This window comes from Mycobacterium sp. IS-2888, from assembly GCF_001954215.1.
GTDB lineage: Bacteria > Actinomycetota > Actinomycetes > Mycobacteriales > Mycobacteriaceae > Mycobacterium.
The window spans coordinates 24,131-46,664 of record NZ_MBET01000090.1; the positions used below are offsets into that span (position 1 = coordinate 24,131).

Here is a 22,534-nt window from a genome sequence, read left to right on the forward strand (position 1 = left end):
CTAGGCCGGGGCGGGCGCCGGTGCGACTGTGCGAAATGCGGGGTCCACGCGGCGCGCGAGGAAAATGAACGTCACGGCCAAAAGCGGCGCGACGGCACTGTATATCGCGGCCGGCGTGGCCATTTCGGCGCTGTTCAACAACTGCGGACTCAACGCAATGCCCATCGCCACCACGGCATTGTGCATTCCGACCTCCAGGCTGACAGCGACGGCCTGCCGCGGTGCCAGCCGCATCAAACGCGGCGCCAGATAGCCGACCGAGAGGCTCACGGTGCAGAACGCGATGACGGCTCCGATCAGCACGCCGAAGTTGTGCCACAGCGTCGTTCGCCCCCCTGCGAAGGCCGCCAGCACGGCGAGCACTAGGAGCGCGATCGCGGCTATTCGGACCGGTTTCTGCAGCCGCCGGCCCAGCTCGGGGAAGTGGTGGCGAATCGCCACCCCGATCGCGATGGGGACGAGCACAAGGCCGATCACCGAAAGGAGCTTGTCCAGCTGCAGGGGGAGAAACCGCCCTTCGCCGAGGAACCAGGACATCGACACCGCGAGGATCGCGGGCAGGGCAACGACCGATAGCACCGCGTTGATTGCGGTCAGCGTGAGGTTAAGCGCCAGGTCACCATTGAACAGATGGCTCAGCAGGTTCGCCATCGTGCCGCCGGGCGTGGCCGCCATCAGCATGAGCCCGACCGCGAGATGAGGTTCGAGGTGAAAGACCTCGGCGATCACCAGGCACACGGTCGGCAGCAGCAGCGCTTGGCAGGCGAGCGCCACGACGAGTGGTTTGCGCAGCGTTGCGGCCCGCTTGAAGTCGTCGACCGTGAGTGTCAGCCCGAGCGCGAGCATGATGATGGCGACGACCAACGGCCAGTACTGGTTGTTCATGACGCTCCGGGTTGTCGTGCGCTAAGGGGGAAAGCCATAGCGCGACGATGCGCCACCTAGTTAGCTTGCCTTAGATAGCCGCGCGGTAGCGAATCGTGGCCGCGCGAGCGACTAAAGTCGTGCGCGATGTCTTCCGGAATCCTCGACGAGCTGGGCTGGCGTGGGCTGATCGCACAGTCCACCGACCTCGACGCGCTGGCGGCCGAGGACCCGCCGCTGACGGTGTACGCCGGCTTCGACCCGACCGCGCCGAGCCTGCACGCCGGACACCTCGTGCCGTTGCTGGCGTTGCGGCGCTTCCAGCGCGCCGGTCACCGGCCCATCGTGCTGGCGGGCGGCGCCACGGGCATGATCGGCGATCCGCGGGACGTCGGCGAGCGCACCCTGAACGAGACGGGCACGGTCGCGGACTGGACCGAAAAGATCCGCGGACAGCTGGAACGATTCGTCGACTTCGACAGCTCACCCACCGGCGCGATCGTCGAGAACAATCTCGAGTGGACGCGCGAGATGTCGGTGACGGAGTTCCTGCGCGATGTCGGCAAGCACTTCTCAGTGAACGTGATGCTGGACCGCGACACCATCCGGCGCCGGCTGGAGGGCGACGGAATCTCCTACACCGAGTTCAGCTACATGCTGCTGCAGGCCAACGACTACGTCGAACTGCACCGGCGGCACGGCTGCACGCTGCAGATCGGTGGCTCGGACCAGTGGGGCAACATCATCGCCGGAGTCCGCTTGGTCCGCCAAAAGCTCGGCGCCACAGTGCATGCGCTGACGGTTCCGCTGGTGACCGCCGCCGACGGCACCAAATTCGGCAAGTCCACGGGTGGCGGCAGCCTGTGGCTCAACCCGCAGATGACCAGCCCCTACGCCTGGTACCAGTACTTCATCAACACCGCCGACGCCGACGTGATCCGCTACCTGCGCTGGTTCACCTTTCTGTCGGCCGACGAGCTGGCCGAGCTCGAACGCGCCACGGCCGAACGCCCGCAACAACGCGCCGCGCAGCGTCGGCTCGCGACCGAACTCACCGTTCTGGTGCACGGCGAGGCCGCCACCGAGGCCGTCGAACACGCCAGCCGGGCGCTCTTCGGCCAGGGCGAGCTGGACCGGCTCGACGAGGCGACGCTGGCCTCGGCATTGCGCGAGACGTCGGTCGCGGAGCTCAAGCCCGGCGGCCCGGACGGGATCGTCGATCTCCTGGTGGCCAGCGGGCTGTCGGCCAGCAAGGGTGCGGCCCGGCGCACGATCGGCGAGGGTGGCGTGTCGGTCAACAACATTCGCATCGACAGCGACGAATGGGTGCCCCAGAGCTCGGACTTCCTGCACGGCCGCTGGCTGGTGCTGCGCCGCGGCAAGCGCAATGTCGCGGGCATAGAGAAGGTCTAGAACCGCGCCGCGAAACGCGTTGGTGCGCAAACCTTTATCTCGCTGTGCCATAAACGTGACTTCCGCTGGCCACTGTTGTCACAGTGATTTGCGCGCGGGGGACTCGGCAGGCGACGGCTCTTCGATTTACCGCGGTGGCAGCGGGTCTGCTCGCCGCGACGACGGTGTCGGCGGCTCCGATCCGGGCTGACATGCTCGGCAACGCGTTTCTCTCGGCGCTGAACAACGCCGGCGTGCCCTACAGCCAGCCGATCAGCACGACGGCGGCGGGCCAGGCGGTGTGTCCGATGCTGTTCCAGCCGGGTGAGTCTTTCGACACGGTCGTCCGCGAAATGGCCGTCAGGAGAGGGATGTCCGAGAAGTCGGCAGGGGTCTTCACGATCGTGGCCATCGCGACGTACTGTCCGGCGGTCTTGGCTCCGCTGCTGAACGGGCGGCTGCAGGCCTAGTTCGCCCGGCGGCCGGCATTCGGCGTGCCCGTATCCTTTGCAGCGTGGTCGACGACAGGCATGGCCGAGACGGGGAGCGACGGCCGCGCTCGGCGTCGCGGTGGTCAGGACCGGGGCGGGCGCGCCCGGCCCAACCGCAGAGCGCTGCGGTGGACCGCCCGTCCCGCGACGCCACGTCCCAAGACGGGCCCCCGATACCGCCCGGCGTGGACGCCAGGCAACTCGCACCCGAAATCCGCCGCGAACTGAGCACCTTGGATCGTGCCACCGCCGACGCCGTCGCACGCCATCTGGTCGCCGCCGGGGAACTGCTGGACGAAGACCCCGAAGCCGCCCTCCGCCACGCGCGGGCGGCGCGGTCGCGGTCCAGCAGGATCGCCGCCATCCGGGAAGCGGTCGGGATCGCCGCCTACCACTGCGGCGATTGGGGCCAGGCGCTGGCCGAATTGCGCGCCGCACGCAGGATGGGCAGCAAGTCCGCGCTGCTCGCGCTGATCGCCGATTGCGAACGCGGCCTCGGCCGCCCGGAGCGGGCGCTCGAACTGGCCCGCGGGCCGGAGGCGGCCGAGCTCAGCGGAGACGACGCCGACGAGCTGCGCATCGTCGCGGCGGGCGCCCGCTCGGATCTCGGGCAGCTGGAGCAGGCGCTGACCGTCTTGTCCACGCCGCAGCTGGACCCGACCCGCACCGGTTCGACGGCCGCGCGGTTGTTCTACGCCTACGCCGACACGCTGCTGGCGCTGGGCCGCGACGACGAGGCGTTGCGGTGGTTCTTGCGCTCCGCGGCCGCGGACATCGACGGTGTCACCGACGCCGAAGACCGGGTCAGCGAGCTCGGCTGAGAGTTTGGCTGACGTGAAAACCCTTGCGCAGGAATATGATTGCCTGCTGATAGACCTGGACGGGACCGTGTTTCGCGGTGCCCAGCCCACCCACGGCGCGGTGCAGTCGCTCGACGAAGTGCGCAGCCGCAAGCTGTACGTCACCAACAACGCCTCGCGCAGCCCCGACGAGGTCGCGGCGCACCTGCGCGAGCTCGGCTTCGACGTCACCGGCGAGGACATCGTCACCAGCGCCCAGAGCGCAGCCCACCTGCTCGCGGGTGAGCTACCCCCGGGATCGGCGGTGCTGATCGTCGGCACCGACGCCCTGGCCGACGAGATCGCCGCGGTCGGCCTGCGGCCGGTGCGCAAATATGAGGACAACCCCGTGGCCGTCGTGCAGGGCCTTTCGACGACCATCGCCTGGCCGGATCTCGCCGAGGCGGCGCTGGCCATCCGGGCCGGCGCGCTCTGGGTGGCGGCCAACGTCGACCCCACGCTGCCCACCGAGCGGGGCTTGCTGCCGGGGAACGGCTCGTTCGTGGCCGCGCTGCGGACGGCGACCGGCGCCGAACCCCGCGTGGCGGGCAAGCCCGCGCCCACGCTGATGACGGACGCGGTGGCGCGCGGCGATTTCCGGGCCGCGTTGGTGATCGGCGACCGGTTGGACACCGACATCGAGGGCGCCAATGCCGCCAAACTGCCCAGCCTGATGGTGCTCACCGGCGTCAATACCGCGCGGGACGCCGTCTATGCCAAACCCGGGCAGCGGCCCACCTATATCGGGCACGACCTGCGCTCGCTGCACCAGGACGCAGGCCTGCTCGCGGTGGGTGCGCAGGCGGCATGGCGCGTCGACGTCGGCGCGGAGGCGGTGACGGTCGGCGCTGGCGGCGACGACGACGGGGACGGGCTATCGATCGTGCGCGCCGTCGCCGGCGCGGTATGGAGCGCCCCATTCGACGGGCGGCCGCTGCGAATCGAGGCCGCGGACGGCCGGGCCCGCGACGCGCTGCGGCGCTGGTCTCTGGTGTACGGCGACTAGCGGGTCACGCAGTGAAAGGAGCCAGAAAACTACCCACAAATTGGCACACCTCTCCTGAACCCCCACCGCGGCTACAGCGTCGCACTTCGCGGTTTCATTCGAGTTACCGCAAGTTACGGATTGCGGTGTGGCGTATGGCCACGGCTGATCGCAGTTGCTGGGCGAGGATATTGTGGCCGCAATGACTATCGATCCTGAACAGATTCGCGCGGAAATCGACACGCTGCTGGCCCAACTCCCCGATCCGGGGGACCAACAGGCCGTGGAGAACGGGCCGTCGCTGGCCGAGCTCGAAGAGATTGCCCGCCGTCTTTCCGAGGCGCACGACGTGCTGCTGCAGGCGCTGGAGTCCGCGGAGAAGGGCTGAGTGCCCCATGCCTCGACGCGCCCGCGTTGACGCCGAGCTGGTGCGGCGCGGCCTGGCCCGGTCTCGTCAGCAGGCCGCGGAGTTGATCGGCGCCGGGAAGGTCAGCATCGACGGCCTGCCGGCGGTCAAGCCCGGCACCGCCGTCGCAGTCACCGCGGCGTTGACCGTCGCCGACGAGGGCGAGCGCACCTGGGTGTCGCGCGGCGCGCACAAGCTCATCGGCGCGCTGGACGCCTTCGATATTTCCGTCGCGGGCCGCCGCTGCCTGGACGCCGGCGCATCGACGGGCGGGTTCACCGAAGTCCTGCTGGACCGCGGGGCCACCCAGGTGGTGGCCGCCGACGTCGGCTACGGCCAGCTGGCGTGGTCGCTCCGTTCCGACCCGCGGGTGGTGGTCGTCGAGCGGACCAACGCCCGCGAGCTATCCCCCGAGGCGATCGGGGGCCAGGTCGACCTGGTAGTCGCTGACCTGTCGTTTATCTCGCTGGCCACCGTGTTGCCCGCGCTGGCTGGATGCGCTTGCCCCAGCGCGGATATCGTTCCCATGGTGAAGCCACAGTTTGAGGTGGGCAGGGGTCAGGTCGGCGCCGGCGGCGTGGTCCGCGATCCCGGGCTGCGCGCCGACTCGGTGCTCGGCGTCGCGCGGCGGGCCGGGGAGCTGGGCTGGCACACCGTCGACGTCATGGCCAGTCCGTTACCGGGACCGGCGGGCAATGTCGAATACTTCTTGTGGTTGCGCGCCGAGACCGATCGGGGGCTGTCCGCCGATGGGCTGGTGGATGCGGTGCGGCGCGCCGTCGCGGAGGGCCCGCAATGACCACTGAACGTACCGTCCTGCTGATCGTCCACACCGGGCGCGACGAAGCGACCGAGACGGCGCGGCGCGTGCAGAAAGTGCTGGGCGACAACGGCATTGCGCTTCGCGTCCTGTCCGCCGAGGCCGTCGACCGGGGATCGTTGCACCTGGCGCCCGACGACATGCGGGCCATGGGCGTCGAAATCGAAGTGGTCGACGCCGACCCACACGCCGCCGAGGGCTGCGAACTGGTGCTGGTGCTCGGCGGCGACGGCACCTTCCTGCGTGCCGCCGAATTGGCGCGCAACGTCGGCATTCCGGTGCTGGGCGTCAACTTGGGCCGCATCGGGTTCCTGGCCGAGGCCGAGGCCGAGGCCATCGACACGGTGCTGGACCATGTCATCGCGCGGACGTACCGGGTGGAGGAACGCCTGACGCTCGACATCGTCGTGCGCCAGGGGGGCCGCATCATCGACCAGGGCTGGGCGCTCAACGAGGCGAGCCTCGAAAAGGGCCCGCGGCTGGGTGTGTTGGGCGTCGTCGTCGAAATCGAGGGACGGCCGGTGTCGACGTTCGGCTGCGACGGGGTGTTGATCTCGACGCCGACCGGATCCACCGCCTACGCGTTCTCCGCCGGTGGTCCCGTGCTCTGGCCCGATCTCGAGGCGATCCTGGTGGTGCCCAACAATGCTCACGCACTGTTCGGCCGGCCGATGGTCACCAGCCCGGACGCCACCGTCGCGATCGAGATCGAGGCAAGCGGTAACGACGCCCTCGTGTTCTGCGACGGCCGGCGCGAAATGCTGATACCGGCCGGCGGCCGGCTCGAGGTAACCCGTTGCGCCACACCGGTGAAATGGGCGCGCCTGGATAGCGCACCGTTCACGGACCGCCTGGTGCGCAAGTTCCGGTTGCCGGTGACCGGCTGGCGCGGGAAGTAACGACGCTGCAACGGTGCTGATGGAATGCTGACTGAAATCCGCATCGAGTCGCTGGGCGCCATCAGCGTCGCGGTCGGAGAGTTCGGTCGCGGTCTGACCGTATTGACCGGCGAGACGGGTACCGGCAAGACGATGGTGGTGACCGGGCTGCACCTGCTCGGCGGAGCACGCGCCGACGCCACCCGGGTGCGATCCGGAGCTGACCGCGCGGTGGTCGAAGGCCGTTTCACGACAACCGATTTCGATGACGAGACGGTCGCGCAACTGGACGGCGTGCTGGAATCGCTGGGCGCGGAGCGCGACGAGGACGGTAGCGTGATCGCGCTGCGCTCGGTCAGCCGCGACGGACCGTCGCGGGCGTATCTCGGCGGCCGCAGCGTGCCCGCGAAGTCGCTGGGCGACTTCACCGCCGAGCTCCTCACCCTGCACGGTCAGAACGACCAGCTGCGGCTGATGCGGCCCGAGGAGCAGCGCGGCGCGCTGGACCGCTTCGCGGCCGCGGGCCCGGCGCTGGAGCGCTACCGCAAGCTGCGCGACGCCTGGCTGTCGGCCCGACGCGACCTCATCGAACGCCGCGACCATGCCCGCGAACTCGCGCAGGAGGCCGACCGGCTGAAATTCGCGCTCAACGAGATCGACACCGTCGACCCGCAACCCGCGGAGGACGAGGAACTGGTCGCCGACATCCGGCGGCTCTCCGAGCTGGACACCCTGCGGGAGGCCGCCGCCACCGCCCGCGCGGCGTTGTCCGCCGACGACACCGAGGCGTTCGGCTCCAGCGCCGTCGACACCCTCGGGCGCGCGCGTACCGCCCTCGAATCCGCCGACGACGCCACCCTGCGGGCACTGGCCGCGCAGATCGGCGAAGCGCTCACCGTCGTCACCGACGCGGGACACGAACTCGGCGACTATCTGGAGCAGCTGCCGGTCGACGCCAGCGCGCTGGAGTCGAAGCTGGCCCGTCAGGCCCAGCTGCGCACCCTGACCCGCAAGTACGCGGCCGACATCGACGGCGTGCTGCGGTGGGCGCAGGAATCCCGGGAGCGGTTGGCGCAAATCGACGTCTCCGAGGAGGGCATCGCCGCGCTGGAACGCCGGGTCGACGAGCTGGCGCGCGAATTATGCGACGCCGCAGTCGATCTCAGCAATCTTCGGCGCAAGGTCGCCAAGCGGCTGGCCAAAGCGGTGACGGCGGAACTGGCCGGGCTGGCGATGGGCGACGCCGAATTCGCCATCAGCGTGACCACCGATCTTGCGTCCGGCCAGGACGATCCCGCCGCCCTGACGCTGCCCTCGGGCGAGCTGGCCCGCGCCGGCGGCGATGGTGTCGACCAGGTCGAGTTCGGGTTCGCGGCGCACCGCGGCATGACGGTGCTGCCGTTGGCGAAGAGCGCGTCGGGCGGCGAGCTGTCACGGGTGATGCTGGCGCTGGAGGCGGTCCTGGCAGCGTCGGCGGCGGGGACAACCATGGTGTTCGACGAGGTCGACGCCGGCGTCGGGGGCCGCGCGGCGGTTCAGATCGGGCGACGGCTCGCGCGGCTGGCGCGCACCCATCAGGTCATCGTGGTGACGCACCTGCCGCAGGTTGCGGCCTACGGCGACGTGCACCTTGTTGTGCATGCCGCCGGGCCGCGGGGGACGAGTGTGGTGCAACGCGTGACCGGCGACGATCGGGTCGCCGAGCTGGCGCGGATGCTGGCCGGGCTCGGCGAATCCGACAGCGGCCGCGCACACGCCCGCGAACTACTGGATGCCGCTCAGAACGACGAGATCTGATTTCGGCGCGGGCGCAACCAAGCCGTTATGAGCTTGTGACAGATGTGACTCTAGATAACTTCTGAGGCTAATGTTACGGCGCGCCTCCTCGCCTCGGCCGGGCTTCACCGACAGAATCGCCCCCATGAAGATGTCAGGCCTGCTAACTCGTAATGCCTCCCGACCGGGCCTTACCGGCACCGCGCGGGTTGACCGCAATATCGACCGACTGCTGCGCAGGGTCTGTCCCGGCGACATCGTGGTGCTCGACGTCCTGGATCTGGACCGCATCACCGCGGACGCCCTCGTGGAAGCCGACATCGCGGCTGTGGTCAACGCGTCCCCATCCGTCTCGGGCCGCTATCCCAACATGGGCCCGGAGGTACTGGTCAACAACGGAGTGACCCTGATCGACGAGACCGGACCCGACATCTTCAAGAAGGTCAAGGACGGGGCCAAGATTCGCCTATACGAGGGCGGCGTGTACGCCGGCGACCGCAGGCTGATCCGCGGCACCGAGCGCACCGACCACGACATCGCGGACCTGATGCGGGAGGCCAAGAGCGGACTGGCGGCCCACCTGGAGGCGTTCGCCGGCAACACAATCGAGTTCATCAAGAGCGAGAGCCCGCTGTTGATCGACGGCATCGGCATCCCCGATATCGACGTGGACCTGCGTCGCCGGCACGTGGTGATCGTCGCCGACGAGCCGAGCGCCGAGGATGACCTGCGATCTCTCAAACCGTTCATCAAGGAGTACCAGCCGGTGCTCATCGGCGTCGGCAGCGGCGCGGATGTGTTGCGCAAGGCGGGATATCGGCCGCAGATCATCGTCGGCGACCCCGACCAGATCAGCACCGACGCCCTCAAGTGCGGCGCCCACGTGGTGTTGCCCGCCGACGCCGACGGGCATGCGCCCGGCCTGGAACGAATTCAGGATCTCGGCGTCGGGGCGATGACCTTTCCGGCCGCGGGCTCGGCGGTCGATCTGGCCCTGCTGCTCGCCGATCATCATGGCGCGTCGCTACTGGTGACGGCCGGCCACACCGCGAACATCGAGACGTTCTTCGATCGCACACGCACGCAAAGCAATCCGTCGACCTTCCTGACCCGGCTTCGGGTGGGGGAGAAGGTGGTGGACGCCAAGGCGGTTTCCACGCTGTACCGCAGCCACATCTCGACGGGCGCCATCGCGCTCTTGGCGCTGACAATGCTGATCGCCGTCATCGTCGCCCTGTGGGTATCCCGCACCGACGGGGTGGTGCTGCATTGGATCACCGACTACTGGAACCACTTCACTCTCGTCGTGCAGAGGTGGGTGACCTAGAACGGTGCGCACGTGATCTCGTTACGCCAACATGCGTTCTCACTGGCCGCGGTCTTCCTGGCGTTGGCCGTGGGCGTCGTGCTGGGTTCGGGCTTTCTGTCCGACGCGCTGTTGTCCAGCCTGCGTGACGAGAAGCGGGACCTGTTCACACAGATCGGCGGGCTCAACGACCAAAAGAACGTGCTGAACGAGAAGCTCAGTGCCGCAAACAATTTCGACACCCAGCTGGGCGGTCGAATAGTGCACGACGCGCTCGGCGGCAAGTCGGTGGTGGTCTTCCGCACGCCCGATTCACGAGATGACGATGTCGCCGCGGTGTCGAAAATCGTCGGCCAGGCCGGCGGTACGGTCACCGGCACGGTCTCACTGACGCAGGAGTTCGTCGACGCCAACTCCGCGGAGAAACTCCGCACGGTGGTCAACTCGTCGGTGCTGCCCGCCGGCCAGCAGCTGAGCACCAAGCTCGTCGACCAGGGCTCGCAGGCCGGCGACCTGTTGGGCATCGCCTTGTTGGTCAACCCAAACCCAGCCATCCCGCCGGTGGACGACGCGCAGCGGGACACCGTGCTGGCGTCGCTGCGTGATACCGGCTTCATCACGTATCAGCCCAGCGATCACCTCGGCGCCGGGACTGCCGCCCTCGTCGTGACCGGCGGCGGGCTGCCGCAGGACGCTGGCAACCAGGGCGTCAGCGTCGCCCGGTTCGCCACCGCGCTGGCACCACACGGCGCCGGCACCCTGCTGGCCGGGCGGGACGGATCCGCGACGGGCGGCGCCGCGGTCGCGGTGGCCCGTGCCGATGCCGCCATGGTTTCGGCGATCAGCACCGTCGACGACGTCGACACCGCGCCCGGCCGCATCACCGCGATCCTGGGCCTGCACGACCTGATCAATGGCGGCCACGTCGGGCAGTACGGCACCGGTCACGGGGCGACGTCGATCACCGTGCCCCAGTAGCCACTCACTAGCCGCTCCGCACACCGGGCGTGTTCCCCGCGGCGCGGCACGGTGGATGTTAGGGTGGATTTCCGTGGGTCGGCAGGCCCAGCTGGTTAAGGCTAGAAAAGTCGAAGCCCTGCCCGTCTTCACGGAGGTCGCCAGTGCGTAAGCACCCGCAAACCGCCACCAAGCACCTCTTCGTCAGCGGTGGGGTCGCTTCGTCGCTCGGCAAGGGGCTGACCGCGAGCAGCCTGGGCCAGCTACTCACCGCACGCGGGTTGCACGTGACGATGCAAAAGCTCGACCCGTATCTCAATGTCGACCCGGGCACGATGAACCCGTTCCAGCACGGCGAGGTCTTCGTGACCGAGGACGGAGCCGAGACCGACCTCGACGTCGGCCATTACGAGCGCTTCCTGGACCGCGACCTGTCCGGCTCGGCGAATGTTACTACCGGACAAGTGTATTCGACCGTCATCGCCAAGGAACGACGCGGCGAATATCTCGGCGACACCGTCCAGGTCATCCCGCACATCACCGACGAGATCAAGCGGCGAATCATGGCGATGGCCGAACCGGACGCCGACGGCCACCGGCCGGACGTCGTGATCACCGAAATCGGTGGCACCGTGGGCGATATCGAGTCGCAGCCCTTCCTGGAGGCGGCGCGCCAGGTCCGCCACGACCTGGGGCGGGAGAACGTCTTCTTCCTGCATGTGTCGCTGGTCCCGTATCTGGCGCCGTCGGGCGAACTCAAGACCAAGCCGACCCAGCACTCGGTGGCCGCGCTGCGCAGCATCGGTATCACCCCGGACGCGCTGATTCTGCGCTGCGACCGCGATGTCCCCGAAGCCCTGAAGAACAAGATCGCGCTGATGTGTGACGTCGACATCGACGGTGTCATCTCCACCCCGGACGCGCCGTCGATCTATGACATCCCGAAGGTGTTGCACCGCGAGGAACTCGACGCCTTCGTGGTGCGCCGGCTCAACCTGCCGTTCCGCGACGTCGACTGGACCGAATGGGACGACCTGCTGCGCCGGGTGCACGAGCCACACGAGACGGTGCGAATTGCGTTGGTAGGAAAGTATGTCGAGCTGTCCGACGCCTACCTGTCGGTCACCGAGGCGCTGCGCGCGGGCGGGTTCAAGCACCACGCGAAGGTCGAGATGGTCTGGGTGGCCTCCGACGGGTGTGAGAGCGCCGCCGGGGCCGCCGCGGCGCTCGGGGACGTGCACGGCGTGCTGATCCCCGGCGGGTTCGGCATCCGCGGCATCGAGGGCAAGATCGGCGCCATCCAACACGCCCGCTCGCGCGGTTTGCCGGTGCTCGGGCTGTGCCTGGGCCTGCAGTGCATCGTGATCGAAGCCGCCCGCTCGGTCGGTCTCACCGAGGCCAACTCGGCCGAATTCGAAGCGGGCACACCGGATCCCGTCATCTCCACGATGGCCGACCAGGAGCAGATCGTGGCCGGCGAGGCCGACCTCGGCGGCACCATGCGGCTGGGCGCCTATCCCGCGGTCCTGCAGCCGGATTCCATTGTGGCCCAAGCGTATGGGACGACGGAGGTATCCGAGCGACACCGGCACCGCTACGAGGTCAACAACGCCTACCGCGACAAGATCGCCGAAAGCGGTTTGCGTTTCTCAGGCACCTCACCAGACGGGCACCTGGTGGAGTTCGTCGAATACCCACGCGACATCCACCCGTTCGTCGTCGGCACCCAGGCCCACCCCGAACTGAAGAGCCGGCCCACCCGGCCGCACCCGTTGTTCGTGGCATTCGTCGGGGCGGCCATCGACTACCAGAAGGGCGAGCAGCTGCCGGTGGAAATCCCCGAGCACACGTCCAACGGCGATCAGCATCTAGACAGCACACGGCGGCCGTTACCCGAGCCGGCGACCCGTGGCTGAGCACGTTTTCGAAACGGCGTCATCCGAAACGCTGCACACCGGAAAGATTTTCGCGCTGCGCCGCGACCAGGTGCGCATGCCCGGCGGCAAGGTCGTCACCCGCGACGTCGTCGAGCACTTCGGCGCGGTCGCCGTCTTGGCGATGGACGACGATGGCAACATCCCCCTGGTCTATCAGTACCGCCACGCGTTCGGCAGGCGGCTGTGGGAGCTCCCCGCCGGGCTCCTCGACGTCGACGGTGAGGCGGCGCATCTGACCGCCGCCAGGGAGCTGCAGGAGGAGGCCGGCCTGCGGGCCGATACCTGGCGGGTTCTCGTCGATCTCGATTCGACGCCCGGGTTCAGCGACGAGTCGGTGCGGGTCTATCTGGCCACCGGACTGACTGAGGTGGAACGGCCCGAGGCGCACGACGAAGAAGCCGACATGACGTTGCAGTGGTATCCGCTCGCCGAGGCCGCCCGCAAGGTGCTCAGCGGTGAGATCGTCAATGCCATTGCCGTGGCGGGGATTTTGGCCGCCCAGGCCGTCACCAACGGCTTCGCGGACCCGCGTCCGCTGGACAGTCCCTGGATCGACAAGCCGAGCGCGTTCGCCGCGCGAAAGGCCCGGGGATGACGGCGCCGGCGCTGGAGACTCAAATGCAGGGCTACCTCGATCACCTGACGATCGAGCGGGGCGTGGCGCCCAACACGCTGAGCTCGTATCGCCGCGACCTGCGCCGCTACTCGAAACACCTGTCGGACCGCGGAATTCACGATCTGGCGAAAGTCGGTGAGGACGACGTCAGCGAGTTCCTGGTCGCGCTGCGGCGCGGCGACCCCGATTCCGGGACGGCGGCCCTGTCCGCGGTGTCGGCCGCGCGGGCGCTGATCGCCGTGCGCGGCTTGCATCGCTTCGCCGCCGCCGAAGGGCTGGCCGAGCTCGACGTGGCGCGGGCGGTCCGGCCCCCGACGCCGGGCCGCCGGCTGCCGAAAAGCCTCACCATCGATCAGGTGCTGGCGCTGCTCGAGGCCGCCGGCGGCGAGAGCCCGGCCGACGGTCCGCTGACGCTGCGTAACCGCGCGCTGTTAGAGCTGTTGTATTCCACCGGATCACGGATCTCCGAAGCCGTCGGCCTCGACGTCGACGACATCGACACCCAGGCACGGTCGGTGTTGTTGCGCGGCAAGGGCGGCAAGCAGCGGTTGGTGCCGGTCGGGCGCCCCGCCGTGCAGGCGCTGGACGCCTACCTGGTGCGGGGGCGCCCGGAGCTGGCTCGCCGCGGCCGGGGGACGGCGGCCATCTTCCTCAACGTGCGCGGCGGTCGGCTGTCGCGGCAGAGCGCATGGCAGGTGCTGCAGGACGCGGCAGAGCGCGCCGGGATCACCTCGGGTGTGTCGCCGCACATGCTGCGGCATTCCTTCGCCACCCATCTGCTCGAGGGCGGCGCCGACGTTCGGGTGGTGCAGGAGTTGCTGGGCCACGCCTCGGTGACGACGACGCAGATCTACACGCTGGTCACCGTGCACGCGCTGCGCGAGGTGTGGGCCGGGGCCCATCCCCGCGCCCAATAGCCCGCGCGGATTTCAGGCCAGGAGCTCGGATTCCAGCACCAGGTCGGAGACCATCGACTGGTATTCGAGGTGCGCCTTGTGCTCGACGGTGTTCCAGAGCTTGCCCTGCTGCTGACGCATGTACTCGCGGTATTTCGGTGCGCCCGGCACCCTGACGTTGTCGGCGACCACGATCGAGCCCGGATGCAGCCAGCCCCGGTCCAGGATGCTCTTCAGGTCGTTCAGGTAGGCGTCCTTGTCGTGGTCGAGGAAGACGAAATCGAGTGCACCAGAAGCGAATCCATACTCGTTGGCCAGCCTGTCCAGGGTGCGGCCGCCGTCGCCGATGGTACCGACGACACAGGTCACCCGGTCGGCGACGCCGGCGTGTTCCCAGATCTGGCGGGCGTTGATGGCGTTGGCCTCGGCGAGTTCGACGGAGTACACCCGGGCGGCGGGGGCGGCCCTGGCGATCCGGAGTGCCCCGTATCCGACGTAGGTGCCCAGTTCCAGCGCGAGCGCGGCATTGGCGCGGCGGACTGCGGAGTCGAGCAGCAGCCCCTTCTCGTCGCCGACGTTGATCAGCATCGACTTCTCGTAGGCGAACTTGTCGATGGTCGCCAGCACGTCGTCGATGTCGCCGGCGCGCGCGTTCTTCAGGACGTACTCCACCGCAGCGGCCTCGCGGCCGTCACCGATCTGCCCAGTCGTCAGGATGTTGCGCGTCCCGGCGGCCATTCGCCAGACCGACCATCGCAGGAGCGGTATCCGTCGCTTGAGATCCATGGGAATCCACGATAGTGGCGCCCGCGCCATGGCCGACCAATGTTGCTGGTGTGACTAGTGTTAACGCTGCGCGCTATTGTGCCCGTTACCAGCGAGATTCGGCAATATTCGCTGGTTATATCGCCCGCGGGTCGCCCGGGTTCTGCGCGTCAACCCATTAGACTCTGCTGCGATGTTCACCTCCCGAACACTCGACCGGCGATGACCGATCCGTCCGACAGCGATATCGCTATCGGTCTGACCGGGCGTCCGCCACGGTCGATCCCGGAGCCGCAGCCGCGCACCTCGCACGGCCCGGCCAAGGTTGTCGCGATGTGCAACCAGAAGGGCGGTGTCGGGAAAACCACGTCGACGATCAACCTGGGCGCCGCGCTCGCCGAGTACGGCAGGCGGGTGCTGCTGGTGGACATGGATCCGCAGGGCGCGCTGTCGGCGGGGCTCGGCGTCCCGCACTACGAGCTGGAAAAGACCATTCACAACGTGCTGGTGGAGCCGCGGGTGTCGATCGACGACGTGCTGCTTTCCACCCGGATCAAGCACATGGATCTGGTGCCCAGCAATATCGACCTGTCGGCGGCCGAGATCCAGCTCGTCAACGAGGTGGGCCGCGAGCAGACCCTGGGCCGGGCGCTGCATCCGGTGCTGGACCGCTACGACTATGTGCTGATCGACTGCCAGCCGTCGCTGGGCCTACTTACCGTCAACGGGCTGGCCTGTTCGGATGGCGTGGTGATCCCCACCGAGTGCGAGTTCTTCTCGCTGCGCGGGCTGGCCTTGCTAACCGATACCGTCGACAAGGTGCGCGACCGACTCAATCCCAAGCTGGAAATCAGCGGCATCCTGCTCACCCGCTACGACCCGCGTACCGTCAACGCGCGCGAGGTGATGGCCCGCGTCGTCGAGCGATTCGGCGACCTGGTGTTCGACACGGTGATCACCCGCACCGTGCGGTTCCCGGAAACGAGCGTGGCGGGCGAACCGATCACCACCTGGGCGCCGAAGTCGACGGGCGCCCAGGCCTACCGCGCGCTGGCGCGCGAGTTCATCGACCGATTTGGCGCGTGAACGACACCGCCAATGGTGAGGCGCCACCGCAGAACGGCTACGCGGCTGGTTTTCAAGTCCGCCTGACCAATTTCGAGGGGCCGTTCGATCTGCTGCTGCAGCTGATCTTCGCCCACCGGCTCGACGTGACCGAGGTGGCACTGCATCAGGTCACCGATGACTTCATCGCCTACACCCGGGCGATCGGTTCCCAGCTGGAGCTCGAAGAGACGACGGCGTTCCTGGTGGTTGCGGCGACGCTGCTCGATCTCAAGGCGGCCCGGTTGCTGCCGGCCGGGCAGATCGACGACGAAGAGGACCTTGCGCTGCTGGAAGTCCGCGACCTGCTGTTCGCCCGGCTGCTGCAGTACCGCGCGTTCAAGCACGTTGCGGAGATGTTCGCCGAGCTGGAGGCCACCGCGCTGCGCAGCTATCCCCGCGCGGTGTCCCTGGAGGACCGTTTCACCGAACTGCTGCCCGAGGTGATGCTCGGCGTCGATGCCGAGCGATTCGCCGAGATCGCCGCGGTCGCGTTCACCCCGAGGCCGGCTCCGACGGTGGCCACCGAGCACCTGCACGAGCTGCAGATCTCGGTGCCCGAGCAGGCCCAAAAATTGCTGACCATGCTCGAAGCGCGGGGCACCGGCCACTGGGCGACGTTTTCCGAGCTGGTCTCCGACTGCCAGGCGCCAATGGACGTCGTTGGGCGCTTCCTGGCGCTGCTCGAACTGTATCGGTCCCGGGCGGTAGCATTCGACCAGTCAGAGCCGCTTGGCGTGCTCCAGATTTCATGGACCGGCGAACGTCCGGCCAGCGAAGCCCTGGTAGAAGTGCGGGACGAATAAGTGACTGAAGAGCTGCCCGAGATCGACCTCGGCTACGGCATCCCCGAGATAGCCGAAGCGGCGCCGATGGACGCCGAGGAACTCGGCTCGGTGCTGGAGGCGCTGCTGCTGGTCGTCGACACCCCGGTCACCGTCGAGGCGCTGGCCGCGGCCACCCAGCAGCCCGTCTACCGCATCGCAGCGAAGCTGCAGCAGATGGCCGACGAACTGACCGAGCGCGAGAGCGGCATCGACTTGCGGAAAACCAGCGAGGGCTGGCGGATGTACACCCGCGCGCGCTTCGCGCCCTATGTGGAGAAGCTGCTGCTGGACGGCGCGCGCTCCAAACTCACCCGGGCCGCGCTGGAGACGTTGGCCGTGGTGGCGTATCGCCAGCCGGTCACGCGGGCGCGGGTGAGCGCGGTGCGCGGCGTGAATGTCGACGCCGTCATGCGCACCCTGTTGGCGCGCGGCCTGATCACGGAGGCGGGCGTCGACGACGACACCGGCGCGACGACGTTCGCCACCACCGAGCTCTTCCTGGAGCGCCTGGGGCTGACGTCGCTGGCCGACCTTCCCGATATCGCGCCGCTGCTGCCGGATGTGGACACCATCGAGGACCTCAGCGAATCACTGGACAGTGAGCCACGTTTCATCAAACTCGCGGGCGGTCAGGCACCGGAGCAGTCACTGTCGTTCGACGTGGATCGGGATTAATGGTCCAGCCGGAGGAGCCCCGGGGAACGCGTCTACAGAAAGTGTTGTCCCAGGCCGGGGTCGCGTCGCGGCGGGCCGCGGAGAAGTTGATCGTCGACGGCCGGGTCGAGGTGGACGGGCAGGTGGTGACCGAGTTGGGCACCCGGGTAGACCCGGACGTTTCGGTGATCCGCGTCGACGGGGCCCGGGTGGTCCTCGACGACTCGATGGTGTACCTGGCGCTGAACAAGCCGCGGGGCATGCACTCGACGATGGCCGACGATCGCGGCCGGCCCTGCATCGGCGACCTGGTCGAGCGCAAGGTGCGCGGCACCAAGAACCTCTTTCACGTCGGGCGGTTGGACGCCGACACCGAGGGGCTGATCCTGCTCACCAACGACGGCGAGTTGGCGCACCGGTTGATGCATCCCTCCCACGAGGTGCCCAAGACGTACCTGGCGACGGTGACGGGTTCGGTCCCGCGCGGGCTGGGCAAGAAGCTGCGAGCCGGCATCGAATTGGAGGACGGCATCGCGCGCGTCGACGATTTCGGCGTGGTGGACGCCATTCCGGGAAAGACGTTGGTGCGGTTGACGTTACACGAAGGCCGCAACCGCATTGTGCGCCGATTGCTGGCGGCCGCGGGCTTCCCGGTGGAATCGCTGGTGCGCACCGACATCGGCGCGGTGTCGCTGGGCAAGCAGCGCCCGGGCAGCATCCGGGCTTTGCGCCTTGACGAGATCGGGCAGCTGTACAAAGCGGTGGGCCTGTGAGCGTGGACGTCGTCGTCGCTATCGACGGGCCGGCGGGGACCGGAAAATCCTCGGTATCAAGGCGATTGGCTCGCGCGTTGGGTGCGCGCTATCTGGATACCGGGGCGATGTATCGAATCGTGACGCTGGCGGTTCTGCGCGCCGGGGTCGAGCCGACGGATGCCGATGCCGTCGGCGAGGTCGCCTCTAAGGTGCAGTTGTCGGTGGGCTATGACCCCGAAAGCATCACGTGTTACCTTGACGGAGAAGATGTTTCGGTCGAGATCCGCGGTGACGAGGTAACCGGTGCGGTTTCGGCGGTCTCGTCGGTTCCCGCGGTGCGCACCCGGCTCGTCGAGCTGCAGCGGGCCATGGCCGGGGGGCCGGGCAACGTCGTCGTCGAGGGTCGAGACATCGGGACGGTGGTGTTGCCCGACGCGCCGGTGAAGATCTTCCTGACCGCGTCGGCCGAAACTCGCGCCCGGCGCCGCAACGACCAAAACGTCGCGGCGGGCCTGGCCGACGACTACGAGGGCGTTTTGGCCGATGTCCGGCGCCGCGACCACCTGGATTCGACCCGGACGGTGTCACCGCTGCGGGCGGCACCGGACGCGCTGATCGTCGACACCAGCGACATGACCGAGGCGCAGGTGATCGCGCACCTGCTGGAGTTGGTCAAGCAGCGAAACGGGGCAGTGCGGTGACCCAGGACGGCACCTGGACCGACGAAAGCGATTGGGAGTTCGCCGAATCGGGCGTCGAAGAAGCGGGCCCCGCGCCGGTCGTCGCGGTGGTGGGCCGGCCCAACGTCGGGAAGTCGACGCTGGTGAACCGGATCCTGGGCCGGCGCGAAGCGGTGGTGCAGGACGTCCCCGGCGTCACACGGGACCGGGTGTCTTACGACGCGCTGTGGACCGGACGCCGGTTTGTCGTGCAGGACACCGGGGGCTGGGAGCCCGACGCGAAGGGCCTGCAGCAGCTGGTGGCTGAGCAGGCGTCGGTTGCCATGCGTACCGCCGACGCCGTGATCTTGGTGGTCGACTCGCTCGTCGGCGCCACCGCCGCCGACGAGGCCGCCGCACGCATCCTGCTGCGCTCCGGTAAGCCAGTGTTCCTGGCCGCCAACAAGGTTGACAGCGAGAAGGCCGAGGCCGACGCGGCGGCGTTGTGGTCGCTGGGGCTGGGGGAGCCGCACGCTATCAGCGCGATGCACGGTCGCGGCATCGCGGATCTGCTCGACGAGGTGCTCGCCGCGCTGCCCGAGGTGTCTGAAGCAGCACCCGCGGCGGGCGGTCCCCGGCGGGTGGCGCTGGTCGGCAAACCCAACGTAGGCAAGAGCTCGCTGCTGAACAAGCTTGCGGGCGACCAGCGTTCGGTGGTGCACGAGGTCGCGGGGACGACGGTGGATCCGGTGGACTCGCTCATCGAGTTGGGCGGCAAGGTGTGGCGGTTCGTCGACACCGCGGGCTTGCGGCGCAAGGTCGGCCAGGCCCGCGGGCACGAATTTTACGCCTCGGTGCGCACTCACTCGGCCATCGATGCCGCCGAGGTGGTGATCGTGTTGATCGATGCGTCCGACCCGCTGACCGAACAGGATCTGCGGGTGCTGTCCATGGTCATCGAAGCCGGACGGGCTTTGGTGCTGGCATTCAACAAGTGGGATCTGGTCGACGAGGATCGGCGCGAGCTGCTGGAGCGCGAGATCGACCGTGAGCTGGTGCAGCTGCGCTGGGCGCAGCGGGTCAACATCTCCGCCAAGACGGGCCGGGCGGTGCAAAAGCTGGTGCCCGCGATGGAGGCCGCGCTGGCGTCGTGGGACACCAGGATCGCCACCGGCCCGCTGAACGCTTGGATCAAGGAGGTGGTGGCTGCCACGCCGCCCCCGGTGCGCGGCGGCAAGCAGCCCCGCATCCTGTTCGCCACCCAGGCCACCGCGCGACCGCCGACGTTCGTGCTGTTCACCACGGGGTTTCTCGAGGCCGGGTATCGACGGTTCCTGGAACGGCGGCTGCGCGAGACGTTCGGGTTCGAGGGCAGCCCCGTCCGGATCAACGTGCGGGTCCGCGAAAAGCGGGGCGGCAAGCGCCGCTGAGCGCACACTGGACTCTCCGCGGCACGTGACCGCTCGACTGTGCGTCTGCGGTAGGCTTTCGACCTGCTGCCGGTGCACTCGCCGGCATCCGGGCTGTGGCGCAGTTTGGTAGCGCACTTGACTGGGGGTCAAGTGGTCGCAGGTTCAAATCCTGTCAGCCCGACTAACTACTTCGTGCCCTGGGGACACCACGCAACCGCGTGTGTCAGGACGGGCTGCTCGAAGCCTTTGAGGCTAACCTCGCCGAGATTTTGGAACGAGAGCTTTTTTCCTTCGCAGAGTTCAGCGACGACATTCGAAACCAGGATTTCTTCGGGCCGCGCGTGGGCGCACAGCCTGGCGGCGAGCTGGACCGTGCAACCAAAGAGGTCGTCATGATGTTCGACCGGCTCTCCAGCCGCGATGCCGACCCGCAATTGGAACGCGTTCGCCTCGTTTTCTTCGCCGTGTTTCCTAATCTCCTGTTGAATCCGGGTCGCGCATTTGACCGCAGCTGCGGCGGACGTGAATGAGGCCATGATGCCGTCGCCCAAATGCTTGATTTCACTGCCGCCCATCTCGGCGAGCTCCTGGCGGACGATGGAATCGTGCACGTCGAGCACCTCCATAGCGGCTTCGTCGCCCATCTTCCGAGTCAGCGAGGTGGACCCGACAATGTCGGTAAACAGGATTGTCCGAATCGCGGGGTCTCGCGCACCTTGCAGCATGACGGCGCCGCTCGCATCCAGTTCGCTGCCGCCCATGAACAGATCGGCAACGCCCGGTTCGACTTGAATAATTTTTTCCGCTACCAGGCCATGGGCTTCGCGATGGACCGCTTCGGCGGCTTCCTCGCTGGGTCCGTGACAAAGGCAAAACACCTTCCCGGCTTTTTCGTTGACCCAATACTTGTGATAGCTGACGCCGTACTTTTCCTGGACGGCAAGGTCCTGGGCATGGGCCTTGGCCAAATCTGCCCGCGTGATGCCGTCTGGAAGTTCGTGAATGTCCATGTAATACGGCATAAACAATCTTACGACGCCGTCGCCACGCCAGCCCCATCCGCACGGGCGGCTGCGGTCCTCGCTGCGTCGCCGCCCGGCTGGAACGCCTTTGCGCTGGTCAGGTGGCTGCGAAAGCCATTGCAAGACAGTCAAATTCGGGCGATGTCCGACTGGGCTATAGTGGTCGCCGGTTCAACTTCTGTCAGCCCGACACACGTCGAAGAGGTTCTCATCGCTGACAACCCAGCTCCAAAGATTTCTCAAATCCCCATGTAACCGATCGTGCAGGCATTTAGGCTCTCATCGATGGTGCCGTGGTGACGTCGACCCAGTGCTACACCGGTGATAATGCTGAAGTGGTGGTTTGGTGATACGGAGTCGACGATGCTGCGCGACCTCGCGGGAGGCCGTCCTCGGGCACGGCGGCATCTCGAAATGCGGTTTCAGTTTCACTGGCGTTGATGGGTAAGGCGTGCCCCTTAAACGTGTCGACGAATTGCAGCCCGGAGACCGGATCCGCATGAAGGTCGGGCACGCCACCGTCATAGCGGTCGCATCTCTTGACGACGACCGCACCCTGCTCACGTTTGCCTACGGCACGAAGGGCGCCGCCGACAACGATCTCACCGTGGATGTCCTCGACGATGACGAGTGGGGTTGGGAGGAAGACCATGAGTGAGTTGGCTCGGGAGCTTGGCCACCCCGACGCGCAGAAGCTGCTCTCCGGTTCCATGGCCCGGCTCGCGTACAACGGACACGACGGCTTCCCGCGGGTCATCCCCGTCGGGTTCTACTGGACGGGCGAACGCATCGTTGTCTCCACGGCACCGACCTCCCCGAAAGTTCGCGCGCTTTCATCCCGCCCGCAAGTCGCGTTGACGATCGACACCGGCTCGACTCCAGAAGAGGCAAAGGCGCTTTTGGTGCGGGGCCTCGCCACACTCGAAACCGTCGACGGCGTCACCGACGAGTACCTCGCGGCGGCGAGGACGTCAATGGACGAATCAGATCTTGCCGAGTTCGAACGCAACGTGCGATCGACCTATAAGCAGATGGTGCGCATTTCGATCGAGCCGCTCTGGGCGCGGTTCTATGACTTTGGCGCCGGCCGGTTACCCGGTTTCCTCGCCGACCTCATCAACGACGGTTAGCGTCTTGCTCGTCGTAATCGCGGGGGCGCTGCTTCTTCTGAAC

Annotated in this window: 24 protein-coding genes and 1 tRNA gene; 22 read left to right on the forward strand and 3 right to left on the reverse strand. The window is 67.8% G+C overall.

The genetic code is table 11. The features are described 5' to 3' along the window. Window positions 1-885, reverse strand: coding sequence for a bile acid:sodium symporter family protein (locus A5745_RS16095; protein WP_076117259.1), 885 nt, complete (start codon window positions 883-885; stop codon window positions 1-3). Window positions 886-1,011: 126 nt separating this feature from the next. Between A5745_RS16095 and tyrS the strand changes: the two genes are divergently transcribed. The 13 genes from tyrS to xerD all read left to right on the forward strand — a co-directional run bounded on the left by tyrS (window position 1,012) and on the right by xerD (window position 14,184). Beyond that, window positions 1,012-2,277: a tyrosine--tRNA ligase gene (gene tyrS / locus A5745_RS16100; RefSeq protein ID WP_076117261.1), complete on the forward strand. Its 1,266-nt coding sequence runs from the start codon at window positions 1,012-1,014 to the stop codon at window positions 2,275-2,277. 83 nt (window positions 2,278-2,360) lie between these two features. Further along, window positions 2,361-2,726, forward strand: coding sequence for a DUF732 domain-containing protein (locus A5745_RS16105; RefSeq protein ID WP_076062185.1), 366 nt, complete (start codon window positions 2,361-2,363; stop codon window positions 2,724-2,726). Window positions 2,727-2,770: 44 nt separating this feature from the next. After that, entirely contained in the window at window positions 2,771-3,568 is a 798-nt protein-coding gene (locus A5745_RS16110) for a tetratricopeptide repeat protein (protein WP_139329650.1), read from the forward strand. Between the two features lie 13 nt (window positions 3,569-3,581). Further along, window positions 3,582-4,592 carry an HAD-IIA family hydrolase gene (locus A5745_RS16115; RefSeq protein WP_076117265.1) on the forward strand — a complete coding sequence of 337 codons (1,011 nt, stop codon included), beginning with the start codon at window positions 3,582-3,584 and terminating at the stop codon, window positions 4,590-4,592. 181 nt (window positions 4,593-4,773) lie between these two features. Further along, a complete protein-coding gene (locus A5745_RS16120) occupies window positions 4,774-4,959 on the forward strand; it encodes a hypothetical protein (protein WP_076062180.1) in 186 nt (61 codons plus the stop codon). Between the two features lie 7 nt (window positions 4,960-4,966). Then, on the forward strand, window positions 4,967-5,776 hold the full coding sequence (locus A5745_RS16125) for a TlyA family RNA methyltransferase (protein WP_076062179.1): 810 nt from the start codon (window positions 4,967-4,969) through the stop codon (window positions 5,774-5,776). After that, complete coding sequence (locus tag A5745_RS16130) at window positions 5,773-6,696, forward strand: NAD kinase (protein ID WP_076117267.1); 924 nt, start codon at window positions 5,773-5,775, stop codon at window positions 6,694-6,696. The genes A5745_RS16125 and A5745_RS16130 overlap by 4 nt, the downstream gene beginning before the upstream one ends. Window positions 6,697-6,720: 24 nt before the next feature. Then, a complete protein-coding gene (gene recN, locus A5745_RS16135) occupies window positions 6,721-8,472 on the forward strand; it encodes a DNA repair protein RecN (RefSeq protein ID WP_076117269.1) in 1,752 nt (583 codons plus the stop codon). 124 nt (window positions 8,473-8,596) lie between these two features. After that, window positions 8,597-9,778 carry a putative cytokinetic ring protein SteA gene (gene steA, locus A5745_RS16140; RefSeq protein ID WP_076117272.1) on the forward strand — a complete coding sequence of 394 codons (1,182 nt, stop codon included), beginning with the start codon at window positions 8,597-8,599 and terminating at the stop codon, window positions 9,776-9,778. Between the two features lie 12 nt (window positions 9,779-9,790). Then, window positions 9,791-10,735, forward strand: coding sequence for a copper transporter (locus A5745_RS16145; RefSeq protein WP_076117274.1), 945 nt, complete (start codon window positions 9,791-9,793; stop codon window positions 10,733-10,735). Between the two features lie 143 nt (window positions 10,736-10,878). After that, entirely contained in the window at window positions 10,879-12,630 is a 1,752-nt protein-coding gene (locus A5745_RS16150) for a CTP synthase (RefSeq protein ID WP_076117276.1), read from the forward strand. Further along, the gene (locus A5745_RS16155) at window positions 12,623-13,246 is read left to right on the forward strand and encodes an NUDIX hydrolase (protein ID WP_076117278.1); all 624 of its coding nucleotides are present in this window, start codon (window positions 12,623-12,625) and stop codon (window positions 13,244-13,246) included. Before A5745_RS16150 ends, A5745_RS16155 begins: the two co-directional genes overlap by 8 nt. Beyond that, window positions 13,243-14,184 carry a site-specific tyrosine recombinase XerD gene (gene xerD / locus A5745_RS16160; protein WP_076117281.1) on the forward strand — a complete coding sequence of 314 codons (942 nt, stop codon included), beginning with the start codon at window positions 13,243-13,245 and terminating at the stop codon, window positions 14,182-14,184. Before A5745_RS16155 ends, xerD begins: the two co-directional genes overlap by 4 nt. Before the next feature lie 12 nt (window positions 14,185-14,196). On the opposite strand, the gene A5745_RS16165 is transcribed toward xerD, so the two are convergent. Beyond that, a complete protein-coding gene (locus tag A5745_RS16165) occupies window positions 14,197-14,949 on the reverse strand; it encodes an O-methyltransferase (RefSeq protein WP_076062164.1) in 753 nt (250 codons plus the stop codon). 201 nt (window positions 14,950-15,150) lie between these two features. Here A5745_RS16165 and A5745_RS16170 point away from each other — a divergent pair, with 201 nt between their 5' ends. The 7 genes from A5745_RS16170 (at window position 15,151) to A5745_RS16200 (ending at window position 20,520) form a co-directional block, all read left to right on the forward strand. Next, the gene (locus A5745_RS16170; RefSeq protein ID WP_076062162.1) at window positions 15,151-16,014 is read left to right on the forward strand and encodes a ParA family protein; all 864 of its coding nucleotides are present in this window, start codon (window positions 15,151-15,153) and stop codon (window positions 16,012-16,014) included. After that, the gene (locus tag A5745_RS16175) at window positions 16,011-16,838 is read left to right on the forward strand and encodes a segregation/condensation protein A (protein WP_076117283.1); all 828 of its coding nucleotides are present in this window, start codon (window positions 16,011-16,013) and stop codon (window positions 16,836-16,838) included. Before A5745_RS16170 ends, A5745_RS16175 begins: the two co-directional genes overlap by 4 nt. After that, a complete protein-coding gene (gene scpB / locus A5745_RS16180; RefSeq protein ID WP_076062158.1) occupies window positions 16,839-17,534 on the forward strand; it encodes an SMC-Scp complex subunit ScpB in 696 nt (231 codons plus the stop codon). Further along, window positions 17,534-18,286 (forward strand): pseudouridine synthase, encoded by a 753-nt coding sequence (locus A5745_RS16185; protein ID WP_076062156.1) that lies wholly within the window; start codon window positions 17,534-17,536, stop codon window positions 18,284-18,286. Before scpB ends, A5745_RS16185 begins: the two co-directional genes overlap by 1 nt. Beyond that, window positions 18,283-18,969, forward strand: a complete 687-nt coding sequence (gene cmk / locus A5745_RS16190) for a (d)CMP kinase (RefSeq protein ID WP_083662950.1) — start codon at window positions 18,283-18,285, stop codon at window positions 18,967-18,969. Before A5745_RS16185 ends, cmk begins: the two co-directional genes overlap by 4 nt. Further along, window positions 18,966-20,357 carry a ribosome biogenesis GTPase Der gene (der, locus tag A5745_RS16195; RefSeq protein ID WP_076117288.1) on the forward strand — a complete coding sequence of 464 codons (1,392 nt, stop codon included), beginning with the start codon at window positions 18,966-18,968 and terminating at the stop codon, window positions 20,355-20,357. Before cmk ends, der begins: the two co-directional genes overlap by 4 nt. Before the next feature lie 89 nt (window positions 20,358-20,446). Next, window positions 20,447-20,520, forward strand: a tRNA-Pro gene (locus A5745_RS16200). Between the two features lie 4 nt (window positions 20,521-20,524). Here A5745_RS16200 and A5745_RS16205 read toward each other — a convergent pair. Further along, complete coding sequence (locus tag A5745_RS16205; protein WP_175879839.1) at window positions 20,525-21,349, reverse strand: nickel-binding protein; 825 nt, start codon at window positions 21,347-21,349, stop codon at window positions 20,525-20,527. Between the two features lie 463 nt (window positions 21,350-21,812). On the opposite strand from A5745_RS16205, the gene A5745_RS24450 reads away from it, so the two are divergent. Together A5745_RS24450 and A5745_RS16210 are read left to right on the forward strand one after the other, a co-directional pair. Continuing rightward, on the forward strand, window positions 21,813-22,019 hold the full coding sequence (locus A5745_RS24450; RefSeq protein ID WP_139329652.1) for a hypothetical protein: 207 nt from the start codon (window positions 21,813-21,815) through the stop codon (window positions 22,017-22,019). After that, window positions 22,012-22,491, forward strand: a complete 480-nt coding sequence (locus tag A5745_RS16210; RefSeq protein ID WP_076117292.1) for a pyridoxamine 5'-phosphate oxidase family protein — start codon at window positions 22,012-22,014, stop codon at window positions 22,489-22,491. Before A5745_RS24450 ends, A5745_RS16210 begins: the two co-directional genes overlap by 8 nt. Window positions 22,492-22,534 lie beyond the last annotated feature (43 nt).